Genomic DNA, 13,774 nt, shown 5'->3' on the forward strand with positions numbered 1-13,774 from the left:
TACTATTAATCGCTTCAACTGGAATAAACAAAATATATGGTACATATGTTTAAGCTGTGGTCAATTGTTGAAAGGGATGAAGAGTATGACTCAGCTGAACTTTGAAGAGAATTTATTAACGAAAGTAGCTTGGTACTATTATAAGGACCAATTAACACAACAGGAGATCGCTTCACTTCTTCATATTTCAAGAAATAAAGTCGTCCGGTTATTAGATAAGGCGCGGAGTGAAGGTATCGTTACATTTCACGTAAAAGGGACTGGTTTGCACTGTTTAAGTATTGAGCGTGACCTAATGAAAAAATTCCACTTAAAAGATGCTTTTATTATCCCGACCCCAGTAAACAATTATCACGATTCTCTCGGAAAAGCTGCTGCACAATATTTAGAAACTCAGCTCCAGCAAGGAGATTTACTCGGTATTGGCTGGGGAGAAACAATTAGCAAAATGCTAGAAAACATTCATTTCGAAAGTTCTATTAATCTCTCAATCGTAACGTTAACAGGCGGAGTAAATCACTATCTCCCGAGAAAACAAAACTATTTACATTACATGCAAGGTGATCTTCACATTATCCCTACGCCGTTTCTAGCGTCTACAACCGAAATGGCACAAAGTATTCTATCAGAACCGAGCGTAAAAGATATGCTTCATGTCGCTTCACTTGCTCATACGGCTGTTGTCGGTATTGGAGGACTATCTCAAGATGCTACGATTGTAAAAAAAGAAAAATTAACTTTACGTGAGATGACATATATTCGTAGTCAAAACGGTGCTGGCGATATTTTAGGACAGTTTTATGATACAAATGGCGATTTATTAGAGCTCTCGCATCACAATCGTCTAATTGGCACCCCCCTCTCTATTTTGCGCAATATGAAGCATGTCGTCGGTGTTGCTGGAGGTACTGAAAAGATAGATGCAATTTATGGTGCCTTAAAAGGAAAGTTTATTCATACATTAATTACCGATGAGGAAACTGCCCTCTCCTTATTACGAAAGGATGGTGATTGTTAATGTCCAATTTATTAGCTTTCGATGCTGGTACAGGAAGCATACGAGCAGTTCTTTTTGATTTACATGGTAATCAAATTGCAGTAAGTCAAAAAGAATGGATTCACAAATCTGACCCACGTTATCCAGGCTCTATGAACTTTGATGTAATAGAAAATTGGAGGCTAGTACAAGAATGTACGAAAGAGGTTCTTCAAAAAAGCAATACTCTTGCCTCTTCTATTCTTGCTATTAGCGCGACAAGTATGCGGGAAGGATTTGTTTTATATGATCAAGATGGGCAAGAAATATGGGCATGTGCAAATGTTGATGGGCGCGCATCCGCCGAGGTTAGTGAACTAAAAGAAATTCGGTCACATCTTGAAAAAGATTTATATACAAAGTCTGGTCAAACTTTTTCATTAGGTGCTTTACCCCGCCTACTTTGGATTAAAAAACATGAACCAGACGTCTATAATACTATTCACTCTTTTACAATGTTAAACGATTGGATCTTATATAAATTAAGCGGCGTGCTGCAAATCGATCCCTCAAACGGATGTACGTCAGGTATTTTTGACTTACAAAATAGAGTGTGGGATAACGATGTCGCTAAGCAGTGCGGTCTATCTTTACCATTTTCACCAACAGTAAATGAAGCTGGTACAGTAATTGGCAACGTTACAAAAGAGTGTGCAGCATTAACTGGATTACGTGAAGGAATTCCTGTCGTAGCCGGGGGCGGAGATGCTCAAATGGCATCGCTCGGAACTGGAGTCGTGAAACCACATCAAACATTAATATGCGGAGGTAGTTTTTGGCAACAAGAAGTGAATGTTACTGAGCCAATACCAGATCCACAAGCTGCAATTCGTATAAATTGTCACGTCGTACGTAACCTATGGCAATATGAAACGATTGCCTTTTTCCCAGGACTCGTTATGCGCTGGTTTCGAGACGCTTTTTGTCAAGAGGAAAAGAAACTTGCTGACAAACTCGGTGTAGATGCTTATGAATTACTAGAAGAACAAGCGAAAGACGTACCTGTCGGCTCACATGGCATTATCCCTACTTTTTCAAACGTTATGAACTACATTTCTTGGCGTCATGCCGCACCATCTTTTTTAAATTTAAGTTTAGACGCTGACAAATGCGGAAAAAAAGAGCTGTTCCGTGCTATTGAAGAAAATGCCGCCTTCGTTACACTTGGAAACTTACAATTAATAGAAAATCTAACTGGTATATTCCCTTCTGAAGTTATTTTTGCTGGCGGTGCCGCTAAAGGAAAACTATGGCCACAAATTCTATCAGACGTCCTTGGTATTTCTGTAAAAGTACCTGTTGTGAAAGAAGCAGCTGCTTTAGGAACTGCGATTGCTGCTGGAGTTGGTGCGGGCATATATTCATCTATGGAAGAGACTGCCGAACAGTTTGTACAGTGGGAGCAAACATTTGAACCAGTTACTGAAAATCACGAACTCTATAAAGAGTTCTATGAAACATGGAAAACTGTGTATGACAGTCAGCTCGCTTTAGCTGATAACGGGCTCACCTCACATATGTGGATTGCGCCTGGTGCACTGTAACACATTACATAAAGGAGTGGAATGTATGTTAAAAGCGAATGAAAATGACTTCTCCTATCGCTTCGGTGATAACGGGCCGAAATATTTAATACAAGGTCCGAATATCGATCTTGGTCTTGTTGTCATTCAGCCTGGGCAGGAGTTTCAAAACCATTATCATACGACGTGCGAAGAGGTCTTTTATGCATTAGAAGGTGAAATAGATTTCTATGTAAATAACGAAAGAGTTCCAATGAAACAGGGTGATGTCCTGCAAGTTCGTCCTCATGAATCTCACTATCTTATTAACCATTCTGACAAACCTTTTAAAGCGGTTTTTATAAAGTCACCACATTTACCAAATAAAGATACTGTTCAAACGGAAAATCCAACATTAACGAAGGAGTGATTTTGAATGACTTGGGGATTTAAAAATCGATTAAATACAATTTTACCTGATGGCAGAGCGGTTATGTTAGCGATAGATCACGGCTACTTTTTAGGACCAATTCACGGGCTTGAACAGCCACTGGAAACTGTTAAAAACCTACTTCCTTACACGGATTCTCTCTTTTTAACGCGAGGTGTACTTAGCTCATGCATTCCTGAAAATTGCAGTACACCGATGGTTATGCGTGTATCAGGCGGAGCTACTGTCGTCGGTAAAGACTTAGCGAATGAAACAATTGTTACCCCTGTAAAAGAAGCAGTAAAACAAAATGCAATTGGCGTCGGTGTATCTGTTTTCGTCGGATCAGACTATGAAACACAAACAGTTACAAATCTCGCAAATGTAGTTTCAGAAGCTCACGATTATGGTCTGCCAGTACTCGGCATAACCGCTGTTGCAAAAGAACTGCAAAAACGTGAAGCTCGCTTTTTAGCACTTGCTTCCCGTGTATGCGTTGAAATGGGTGCTGACATTATTAAAACGTATTACTGCGAAGGATTCGAAAAAATTACAAGCACATGTCCTGCCCCAGTCGTCATTGCTGGTGGACCAAAACTAGATTCAATTGAAGACGCATTAAACATTACGTACAACGCACTGCAAGAAGGGGCAATCGGCGTAGATATGGGCCGCAACATATGGCAATCCGAACATCCAGCTGCGATGATTCAAGCGATACATGGTATTGTGAAAAATGGATTGAATGTGAAAGAGGCGTTGGAATTATATAATGATGTGAAAAATTAAGGTGAGAGATAGACTATTACACTTAAATAAATAAAAAATCAATATTTACTATAAGGAAAAGCCCATACATAACATATGGGCTTTCTTTGACATTTCTTATTATTTCAAATTTGGCCAGGTCCCTACAAATCGCGCACATTCCAAACAATCTCACCGCGTTCGCCAAACGTACTATGATGTCGCTTAAATCCTATCTTCTCTAACACCCGAAAAGACGCAGTATTCCAAGCGCCTACAGTAGACCATAGTCTTTTTCGCCCCGTAGCAATCGCAGCCTCCAATACCGCTAATGCTGCCTCTGTCGCATAACCCATGCGATGAGCACTACGGAACAACTCGTATGCAATCTCCGGCTCTTCAAGCGTGGAACGACCGATAATTAAGCCACAGTAACCGATGAAATCTCCTTCGTCTCGTCTACGAATAGTGAGAAGAGAAATGCCATTTTCAACTGCTATCTTGCGCTTCTCAATAAGATCGTTACGAACAGATTCAACGGTTGGCATTTCCACTCCACGTTCACCAATTAGTTCTCTAAGCCAGACTGCATCGGATTCCTCCCACATATTCAGGTCGAGTCGTTCCGTTCTTAGCTGGAACGCCATATCTTTAAATACAGATGTCATAGCGATAACCTCCTATTTATATCACTGTACTACTTATAATCGTTTCGTACTGTACCATATGGGAAACCTGCTTGATTCTCTAGATTTTCTTGCATTAAGATATTATTGTTATTTTATACATAATTAATTTCTCTGCAAAATAGACCTTGTTATGAAACTTCATTTTAAAAATTTGACTAGATTACGCTCTTTTAGTTGCTACTTATACAGTATATGAAATTTATATCAACGATTTTCCAAATATATCAATCGTAACTTGAATTATATCAACGATTTTCTCAATATATCGACGATTCGACACAACATATCGATTTACCGACAATATTAGACAATATTATTTATGAAGCACCCACTCAATTAACTCAATTGCTGCTTTAATACGGTCCTTCGTATTACCTAAAAATAGTTTATTAAGTAACGCATCTAAATGAATTGGCTTATTCGGCAACGTTTGAATATACCTTAAAACAGATCCCGCTGGCGGTACTGGCTTATTGTTAATAGCCCATATCCCTTCTAACAATGTCCAAGTTGAAGTTTGAACTATGTATGAAGCCTTTAACTCATCATTTGCTTTCAAAGCAGATTGAATTTTAATTAACGAACTCTGTAACCAATGAGAAATGCCTTTCACTTTATCGCTAGAAACACGATAGTTTTCAAATTCAGATATAGCTATTCCCTTTAATTTTTTTAAGTCACCACTTTTATCAAATAAAATTTCACCTTCTAAAAATGAATATAGTTCCATCGGATTGTTTTTAAAGTTTACTAATATTTGATTAACATCTGCACACTTATATTCAACCAAAATGCCTTCTCTCGTTTCAGAATGAAATTTCTTCTTTTGTCCTTCTTCTAAAAGAATATAAAAATCTAAATCCGAATCAGGATATGCGTCACCTCTTGCGACAGATCCGATAAGCATGAATCCATTTACCTTTTCCGTACACAAGGTTTCCGCTACTATTGTTTGCACTAATTTTTTATGTTGTTCATGTTTAAATATTTGTGCTTCTAACATTTGTAACCTCCACACACATTATTAAGGAGTTATTCGTTACCTATATATTTTACTTCTCTTATAATCTTCTATACTTATTCAACAATTGTCAGTTCATATACAATTACATCTTCACTGCTTTTTGTTTTATCTTGAATCGTTACAATGTCTCCAGCTTTTATTTTCGAAGCGTTCACTACTTTTACCATCTCTGGCGGAACATATCCTCCATTGTTCTCTTTATTTAGCGGAAACCACTTTACCGATTTACTAGTTGCTTCTAAAATTTTATATTTAATTGTACCATCATATTTTATTTCACCAACAAGATCTTTTACTAATGTAGGTGTATATTTACCCTCTTCTTTTTCCAAAGAGATATGATCACCTATATCTAGGATACCGTTTCTTTTAGGCGCCTTCCATTTTGTTGAGTTTAAATCATTTAAACTTACTTTCACACTGTCTTCTTTATTTGAGCTAGCATCTTTTAGAAATATATCATTATGTTTCTTATCAATAATGATATATTCCTTCTGCTCTACTATGTTTGCACTGCTTTCACGTTTTTCTTCCTTATTCTTAGATACTTCTTCTTTCACATTATTATTATTACACGCTGATAATAATATCGTTGCCAAAGCTGTCATTAGTAATATTCTTTTCACTTCATTTACCTCCATTTACAAATAAACATTTATCACATCCATATTTTACTATAAATCAAAAAAAGAGGATATTTGTTTCTTAATAAACAAATATCCTCTACCTTTATATATATTACGACTGTTGATAAGCCGCTTTCGATGATTTCACATAATAAACTGCGTGATCAACGTTAATGATATGATCTGGTTTTGGTTTACCACGGCTCGCTCTATGTCCAGCTAAATGTTCTTCACTTGTTTCCCAGTTTTTCCATGCTTCTTCAGATTCCCAGCGAATCATAACGACTACTTCTTCGTCGCCTCGTCTTACTTTTTTCACAAGAACACTCAAGTCGATAAAGCCTTCAAATTTTTCAATAATACCTTCTCCAGTAAAACGTTCTACAACTATATTTGATGTACCTTCTTTTACTGTAAATGTTTTCGTTTCGATAAACATATATCCCACTCCCTCTTTGTAATACGAATACTACTATTCTTCTATTATAGTTGATTATGATAATTATTTTCAATTATAAAGTTTAAATTTTTTGAATCAAGCTGTTTTCTCTTCTATCGCCTCATCTAAAAACTTGAAATACGGAAGTAACATTCCTATTAAAGAGGTGACACATATAATTGCACCGATGATTAAATATAGCGCTCTTACTCCCCACATTTCACTCAATATTCCCCCTACTAATACACCTGACGGCATAGCGGATCGTATGAAAAATAATCGCACTGAAAATACTTGTCCTATCATATTGTTTTGGACTGATTGCTGGTATATCGTTGTGTTATGAACATTGAAAAATGCAATACAAATCCCTGCTATTACTTCAACTATTATTGCAATGATAATACTATGATTGAACCCTAGCGAAATGTATGCGAGCCCCCCTATAAACAATCCTCCAAGCATAAGTATACGCCGGCTTTTATATGTTACTTTTCCGACTAGTATAGATCCAACTACATAGCCAAGTGGGAATCCGGCCATAAAATAACCAAATTCCGCATATCCCGCTGACAGCTCGCCCTTTATATAAGGAAGGTTTGTGACCATTGTTACTCCTACTCCAAATTGTACGAAAGTAAGAAATATACCGAGCCAAACGATGATTGGTTTTGTGAAAAAATATGTAAAACCGTGAAGAAACTGTTCTAGCCACGTTTTCCGAATAGGTTGCGACGCTCTATTTTCTTTTATATAAAGTAAGAAAGTGCCACTAACAAATAAACAAATGCATACGAAAGATAACGCAAGTTCTGTGCCAATCAAATGAATGACTACTCCGCCTAATACTGGCGCAAGAAACATCATAAGACGAGTCATTCCATCAATGTACGCATTTGCATCTTGAAGTTGTTCTTTCCTTACAATGCTCGGTGTAATTGCTTGACTTGCAGGTGTATAAAGTGGTGTAATAAGTCCTACTACAATCTGAACAACATAAATGTGCCAAACTTCTAAACTACCGGAAACTAACATTATCAAAGGTAATAAGAATACGGACGCTCGTATCCATTGTGAAAAAATCATAATCCACTTCCGACTCCATTTATCAATAAATGGGCCACTGATTAATTGCAGTATGAGTGATGGGATGAAATATAATAGCCACATACTACTTAAAGCCATTTCCGATCCTGTTAACTCATATACTAGAATTGAATTACATAACGTGCCGAAACCCCCTCCTAATTCTGAGATTGCACTACCAATCCACATAAAAAAGAACGAACGATTTTTCAATACATTTTTCAATTTCATACACCAACTTTTCTTTTATATTCCTCCCTTTATGTACATTCTCGTTGTTAATTATCTATTCAAAAACATATCTAATTCTTTCGCTAAAGACTGTACTGCTTTTTTCCTCAATATATACTTTCCGTCATGTATATCAACCAACTTCGCTGCACGTAACAATTTCAAATGATGGTGTACAGTCGATTTACCAAGTTGCAATCTTTCTGTAATTTCCTGCAATGTTCGTTCTTTTTCGAACAACATTTTTACAATACGTAACCTCGCTTCATCTCCAAGAGCTTTATGTTTTTGAACTAAAAAATAGTTCGGTTCATATGGATCTTCAGGATGGATACTTTCGTTTGCAACTGGATAATGAAATACTTTCGTATCTTCAACATCCGCTTCAATATTCCACGGTCTGTACGTTATTTGCGGGATAAGAAGCACGTGATGAACACTTGGTTCTGGCATATAATGAACGCCACCTGTAGCCCACTCGACAAACTCTTCTGGTTTCATCTTTTTATTCATTTCAACCTTTGCTTCATAATCTCGTTTTAATATAGAAAGTATTTCTTCTTCCTCTTTCTGAATAACGCTCTCATACCAACCTGTCATAACAGCAATTAAATGGGCTTTCAGCACTTGTACATCAACATCGCATATAAAACGAATATAAGTAGAGAAAAACTGATGATCTTTTGTCAGTTCCATTAGTTCATGTATTGCAGTTACATCTGTACTTGCGGCTAAACGTCTTTTCTCCTCATACTTCTCCCCTAAAAACGGTAAACATATATACTTCAAATCTTCTTCTGAAAGTGAATCGATTGTAGTATGAAACTGCGATACATCGTGAAAATCTTCTTCATACAACAACTGAAGCAATGCTTTCCACGTATTATGTTCTTCGACAAATTGTAAGTGCTCTCTCATTTCTTCTGTTAATGATTTCTTAATTTCTTCCCATTCATTTTGACTCTTTTCAAGAGTATCAATTAACCGCTTGTGAGTAATCGCAGCAATGCCAAGAGCACATTCGAAAAGTATCGAATATTTTACTTGAACGTTATAAGTTTCCCTCTTTCTACTCGTTATGTGATAGACCTCCATTTTATCCCCTCCTTGTTTGCTATATATTAAATTCTATTTTTATCGAATTTTACCTTCTATATTTTTAGAATTATTTTACGAATTCTAAAAACTCTAATCAATGAGCAAATAGAGAAAAGTTTATACACTTTTTCATTCTGACTCAATGAAAACCTTGATTATTAAAAATGAAGTTTTTTCATGGCTCTGTTATACGTTGCATTTCCTTCTCTTGTTCAGTTATTGAGAAGGTTTATTGAAGAGAAAAGAGAATTTTTTATTAAGAGAAATGAACAGGAGGCTATAAGAATGGGAAGAAAAGAAATGTTGCAAAATGGAGTCCAACAAGTTTTTTACGAAGAAGAATGGTACCCACCAATATCAGAAGCGTTAAAGAATCTTACAGCTGAACAAGCATGTTGGCAACCAGAAGGTGCTGCCAGTAATACAATTTGGGAAAATGTGAACCATTTATTAATCTTTAAAGAGCGCTTACTTTCCCGCATTCATGAAGATGATACATTTGTTGCTCCACAAAATAATGATGATACGTTTAGCCAAGGTGGACCTAATGATGATGATGCTTGGCAGCAAACAGTGAAACGAACGCTTCAAGTACATGATGCCTTACAATCTTCATTAACATCCTTTCAAGAAGCAGAACTAGACCAACCAAAGCCTTCTCTACCAATTTGGCAACAATATATGAATATCCTTTTGCACGATGCTTATCATACAGGACAAATTATACAACTTCGAAAACTCCAAGGTTCATGGCCAACTCACCGTTCTTATTTATAAGCGATGTTTACATTTGCTTACGTTTAACCTGCAACAAAACAATTGAAAATAGCTACTTGTTTTGTAATTACTTCGATGGCTCAAATTAAAATACATGAATCCTAAACATCATTCACATGCTTCATAACTTCTGATCATAATCCAAATTTGGAAGAATAGAGGCTTTTTTATATACAAATAATAAGCCTTAAGGAGTTGTTGACATGTATTTCATATTGAATATGTTAGGGATTTTCGTTGTCATATTAATTGTTTACTTATGTTCGCCTAATAAAAAACATATAAAATGGAGACCAATTGTAATTCTCATCATATTAGAGCTTTTTATTACGTGGTTTATGTTAGGCACAAAGCTAGGCAGTATTATCATTAATAAAATTGCTTCATTTTTCAGTTGGCTACTGGCATGTGCGAATGAAGGAATTCGATTTGCATTTCCTTCTGCTATGGAAAATCAGACAATTGATTTCTTCTTTAGCGCATTACTACCTATCATTTTTGTTATCACGTTCTTTGATATTCTTTCTTACTTTGGAATCTTAACTTGGATTATTGATAAAGTAGGTGCAGTTATTTCAAAGATTTCTCGTTTACCAAAGTTAGAAAGTTTCTTTTCGATTCAAATGATGTTTTTAGGAAACACTGAAGCACTTGCGGTTGTTCGTGATCAATTATCTGTTTTAAAAGAAAACCGTCTGCTGACTTTTGGAATTATGAGTATGAGTAGCGTCAGCGGATCCATTCTTGGTGCTTATTTATCAATGGTTCCAGCAACATATATTTTCAGCGCAATCCCATTAAATTGTATTAACGCATTAATTTTAGCCAATGTATTAAATCCTGTGGAAGTTTCGAAAGAAGAAGATGTTGTTTACACACCTTCCAAACATGAAAAAAAGGATTTCTTTTCTACTATTTCAAACAGCATGTTAGTCGGGATGAATATGGTTATCGTTATTTTAGCTATGGTAATTGGTTATGTAGCTTTAACTGCATGTTTAAATGGGATTTTAGGATTTTTTGTAACGGGGTTAACAATTCAAAAAATCTTCTCCATTATCTTTAGTCCTTTCGCTTTTTTACTCGGTTTATCGGGCAGTGATGCTATGTATGTAGCTGAATTAATGGGGATCAAAATAACGACGAATGAATTTGTTGCAATGATGGATTTAAAATCAAACTTAAAGTCTTTACAACCGCATACGGTTGCGGTTGCCACAACATTTCTAGCTTCTTTTGCTAACTTTAGTACAGTAGGTATGATTTATGGAACTTACAATTCATTATTTGGCGGCGAAAAATCATCAGTCATCGGTAAAAATGTTTGGAAGCTTCTTGTGAGCGGAATGGCTGTTTCCTTATTAAGCGCTATGCTTGTTGGGCTTTTTGTATGGTAAATAATTTTTAAAATAAAAGACACCCAAACGAATTGAGTGTCTTTTATTTTTATTTTCGAATTTGTCCATTTCCACGAATGACGTATTTTGTAGAAGTTAATGCAGGAAGCCCCATTGGTCCCCTTACGTGTAGCTTTTGTGTACTGATGCCAATCTCAGCTCCGAATCCGAATTCAGATCCATCAGTAAAACGAGTTGATGCATTATGATACAGCGCAGCAGCATCAACAGATACGAAAAATTTGCTGACGTTTTCCTCGTTTTCTGAAATAATCGCTTCAGAATGCATAGATCCATACGTATTTATGTGATGAATCGCTTCTCCTATAGAAGAAACTAATTTAACTGCTAGCGTGAGAGATAAAAATTCTGTCCCCCAGTCTTCTTCTGAAGCAAGTACAATTGATGAATCCATTGCCAATGCTTTTTGATCACCACGTAGCTCCACGCCTCTTTTCTTCAAAGAAGAAAACAACTCGCTACCATATTGCTCTGCCCACTTCTCATGAAGTACAATCGTTTCAATTGCATTACATACAGATGGACGCTGCGTTTTTGCATTTATAATAATATCAAATGCCATTTGTTTATCCGCTGTTTCATCAATGAAAACATGACAATTTCCCGCACCTGTTTCAAGTACTGGGACAGACGCTTCCCTCACAACAGTATCGATTAATTGCTTGCCACCTCTTGGAATAAGAACGTCTAGATAATCATTCATTGTAAACAACTGCTTTGCGCTATCTCGCGTTGTATCTTCTATAAGCTGTACACTTTCTTGAGGTAAGCTTGTTTGTTTGAGCGCTCTGTGAATAACGGCAACGATGGCTTTATTAGAATGAATAGCAGAAGAACTACCACGTAATATGACTGCGTTTCCTGTCTTCAAACAAATTGTAGCAGCATCCACTGTTACATTCGGTCTTGCCTCGTAAATCATCCCAACAACACCAAGTGGTACGCGCATTTCCTGAATACATAGTCCATTTGGCCTTTCCCATGCACTTACACATTCTCCTACAGGATCACGTAATTCAATTAGCTGCTTAATCCCTTCTGTCATATCAACAATACGCTGTTCATTCAGCATAAGGCGATCAAGGAGAGAATCAGAAAACCCTTTTGCCTTACCTTCTTCAATATCCTTCTTATTTTCTTCTAAAATATAAGCTGTTTCTAATATTAACTGATCAGCTATTGCGGAAAGTGCTTCGTTTTTTTGCTCTGTAGATTTAAGCACTAGCTCTCTAGCGATCTCTTTCGCCTTCTTTCCCTTTGCCAACACTTCATGCATTTTTATTTCCTCCTTTTTGATCCATCTTCTTAAAATGAAACCCAATAATCTCTATGAATGACTTCATAATTATGTCTTTCGCCTCTTGCTTGAATCTGTTGGCTTTGCATACCTTTTACATCCCTTAGCTCCTCTGCACTATATGTGCATTGTCCTTTTCCAATGACGCGTCCTTGTTGCGTCATTACTTCTACGACTTCGCCCACTTGGAAAAACCCTGAAACATTTGTAACACCAGCAGGAAGAAGACTCTTGCCATGCTGAATGATAGCTGTAGCTGCTCCGGCGTCTATTTCAATTTGTCCGCTAACAACCGAATGCAAAGCGATCCATTGCTTATTCATCTTCATTTCTTTTTGAGGGGCATTTCCGACATACGTTCCATCACCTTTCCCCTTCAAAACATCTACAAATTTCTCTTGTCCACGTCCTGTTCCGATAAATACACTGACACCAAGAGAGAGTGCTGTCTTTGCAGCATCGACTTTTGATTTCATTCCGCCAGTCCCAAGTTTTGAGCCAGCATCTCCTGCAAGAGAAGCGATTTCTTCTGTAACTTCAGGAAGGAAATAATATTTTTTCGCATCCTCATTTTTCTGAGGATTTTTATCATATAAACCGTTCACATCTGTAAAAATCATCAGCATATCCGCCGAAACAAGTCCGCTTACTAAAGCTGACAGCATATCATTATCACCGAACGTTAGCTCCTCTAAAGAAATGGAATCATTTTCATTAATGATTGGAAGAGCAGAACGGTTTAGTAGCTCTCCTAAAGTCGCGTAAGCGTTACTATATTGTTCTTTTCTAGAAAAATCACTTCTCGTCAGCAATAGTTGCGCAGTAACGATACCGTATTTACGAAATTCCTCCGTGTACGCCTGCATTAACAAACTTTGTCCGACAGCTGCAGCTGCCTGTTTTCCTTTAATTGTTACAGGTCTGCTAGGATATCCTAGCGCAGAAAAACCTGCAGCAACGGCCCCAGATGTAATTAACAAAACTTCATGCCCTTCCTCTTTCAATCGAGCTAATGCCGCAACATGATCTGAAAGTTGTTCTTTAGAAATGCCTTCGTGACTATCCGCCAAAGAACTGCTCCCAATCTTTACAACAATTCGTTGTTTTTTCACTTTTATATCCCCCAAGTCTAAAATCAAAGTTTTTTTATACATTACACTTTTATTCATACAGCTTGCAGCGATTTCTATTTTTATCAGTGCTGCACCTAGTCTATTTAAGAGCAAAATAAAAATGACCGCTTCGCCCTTCATAAAATAAAAAGGACGAAACGGTCATTGTTCCGCGGTACCACCTTAATTGATATACATAGATATCCACTTGGTGCCTATAACGCAGGCGAACGCCTAAACTTTCATTTAAGACTCAGGGATA

14 protein-coding genes and 1 other annotated feature (1 of these 15 cut by a window edge) are annotated in these 13,774 nt (G+C 36.9%); of the genes, 6 read left to right on the forward strand and 8 right to left on the reverse strand.

Annotated elements, in window-relative coordinates:
• Positions 1–85: 85 nt before the first annotated feature.
• From ACVWY7_RS24335 to lsrF, 4 genes are read left to right on the forward strand one after another with little or no spacing between them, the layout of a single operon-like run.
• The gene (locus ACVWY7_RS24335) at positions 86–1,018 is read left to right on the forward strand and encodes a sugar-binding transcriptional regulator (RefSeq protein WP_072190628.1); all 933 of its coding nucleotides are present in this window, start codon (positions 86–88) and stop codon (positions 1,016–1,018) included.
• Entirely contained in the window at positions 1,018–2,580 is a 1,563-nt protein-coding gene (lsrK, locus tag ACVWY7_RS24340; protein ID WP_142395609.1) for an autoinducer-2 kinase, read from the forward strand. Before ACVWY7_RS24335 ends, lsrK begins: the two co-directional genes overlap by 1 nt.
• Before the next feature lie 25 nt (positions 2,581–2,605).
• Positions 2,606–2,968 carry a cupin domain-containing protein gene (locus ACVWY7_RS24345; RefSeq protein ID WP_000909989.1) on the forward strand — a complete coding sequence of 121 codons (363 nt, stop codon included), beginning with the start codon at positions 2,606–2,608 and terminating at the stop codon, positions 2,966–2,968.
• Between the two features lie 6 nt (positions 2,969–2,974).
• A complete protein-coding gene (gene lsrF / locus ACVWY7_RS24350) occupies positions 2,975–3,757 on the forward strand; it encodes a 3-hydroxy-5-phosphonooxypentane-2,4-dione thiolase (protein WP_000219783.1) in 783 nt (260 codons plus the stop codon).
• A gap of 122 nt (positions 3,758–3,879) precedes the next feature.
• Here lsrF and ACVWY7_RS24355 read toward each other — a convergent pair whose 3' ends face one another.
• The 6 genes from ACVWY7_RS24355 to ACVWY7_RS24380 all read right to left on the reverse strand — a co-directional run bounded on the left by ACVWY7_RS24355 (position 3,880) and on the right by ACVWY7_RS24380 (position 8,905).
• Positions 3,880–4,383, reverse strand: a complete 504-nt coding sequence (locus ACVWY7_RS24355) for a GNAT family N-acetyltransferase (RefSeq protein WP_105990042.1) — start codon at positions 4,381–4,383, stop codon at positions 3,880–3,882.
• Positions 4,384–4,717: 334 nt separating this feature from the next.
• Entirely contained in the window at positions 4,718–5,407 is a 690-nt protein-coding gene (locus ACVWY7_RS24360; RefSeq protein WP_000888506.1) for a nucleotidyltransferase domain-containing protein, read from the reverse strand.
• 74 nt (positions 5,408–5,481) lie between these two features.
• Complete coding sequence (locus tag ACVWY7_RS24365) at positions 5,482–6,069, reverse strand: hypothetical protein (RefSeq protein ID WP_002002984.1); 588 nt, start codon at positions 6,067–6,069, stop codon at positions 5,482–5,484.
• 97 nt (positions 6,070–6,166) lie between these two features.
• Positions 6,167–6,493, reverse strand: a complete 327-nt coding sequence (gene hmoA / locus ACVWY7_RS24370; protein ID WP_000469503.1) for a heme-degrading monooxygenase HmoA — start codon at positions 6,491–6,493, stop codon at positions 6,167–6,169.
• 96 nt (positions 6,494–6,589) lie between these two features.
• A complete protein-coding gene (locus ACVWY7_RS24375; RefSeq protein WP_144507567.1) occupies positions 6,590–7,810 on the reverse strand; it encodes an MFS transporter in 1,221 nt (406 codons plus the stop codon).
• Between the two features lie 51 nt (positions 7,811–7,861).
• Entirely contained in the window at positions 7,862–8,905 is a 1,044-nt protein-coding gene (locus ACVWY7_RS24380) for an ArsR/SmtB family transcription factor (protein ID WP_000454547.1), read from the reverse strand.
• A 288-nt stretch (positions 8,906–9,193) separates the two neighbouring features.
• On the opposite strand from ACVWY7_RS24380, the gene ACVWY7_RS24385 reads away from it, so the two are divergent.
• Both ACVWY7_RS24385 and ACVWY7_RS24390 read left to right on the forward strand, forming a co-directional pair.
• Positions 9,194–9,685, forward strand: coding sequence for a DinB family protein (locus ACVWY7_RS24385; RefSeq protein ID WP_000532723.1), 492 nt, complete (start codon positions 9,194–9,196; stop codon positions 9,683–9,685).
• Positions 9,686–9,888: 203 nt separating this feature from the next.
• Positions 9,889–11,082: a NupC/NupG family nucleoside CNT transporter gene (locus ACVWY7_RS24390; RefSeq protein WP_000273612.1), complete on the forward strand. Its 1,194-nt coding sequence runs from the start codon at positions 9,889–9,891 to the stop codon at positions 11,080–11,082.
• 49 nt (positions 11,083–11,131) lie between these two features.
• Here the strand turns inward: ACVWY7_RS24390 and proA are convergent, their stop codons facing one another.
• Together proA and proB are read right to left on the reverse strand one after the other, a co-directional pair.
• On the reverse strand, positions 11,132–12,379 hold the full coding sequence (gene proA, locus ACVWY7_RS24395; protein WP_017561368.1) for a gamma-glutamyl phosphate reductase: 1,248 nt from the start codon (positions 12,377–12,379) through the stop codon (positions 11,132–11,134).
• A 29-nt stretch (positions 12,380–12,408) separates the two neighbouring features.
• Positions 12,409–13,512, reverse strand: coding sequence for a glutamate 5-kinase (proB, locus tag ACVWY7_RS24400; RefSeq protein ID WP_062921157.1), 1,104 nt, complete (start codon positions 13,510–13,512; stop codon positions 12,409–12,411).
• Positions 13,513–13,658: 146 nt separating this feature from the next.
• Positions 13,659–13,774, reverse strand: a binding site (T-box leader); it runs 95 nt beyond the window's last position.

Source organism: Bacillus sp. TE9106W, assembly GCF_054062215.1.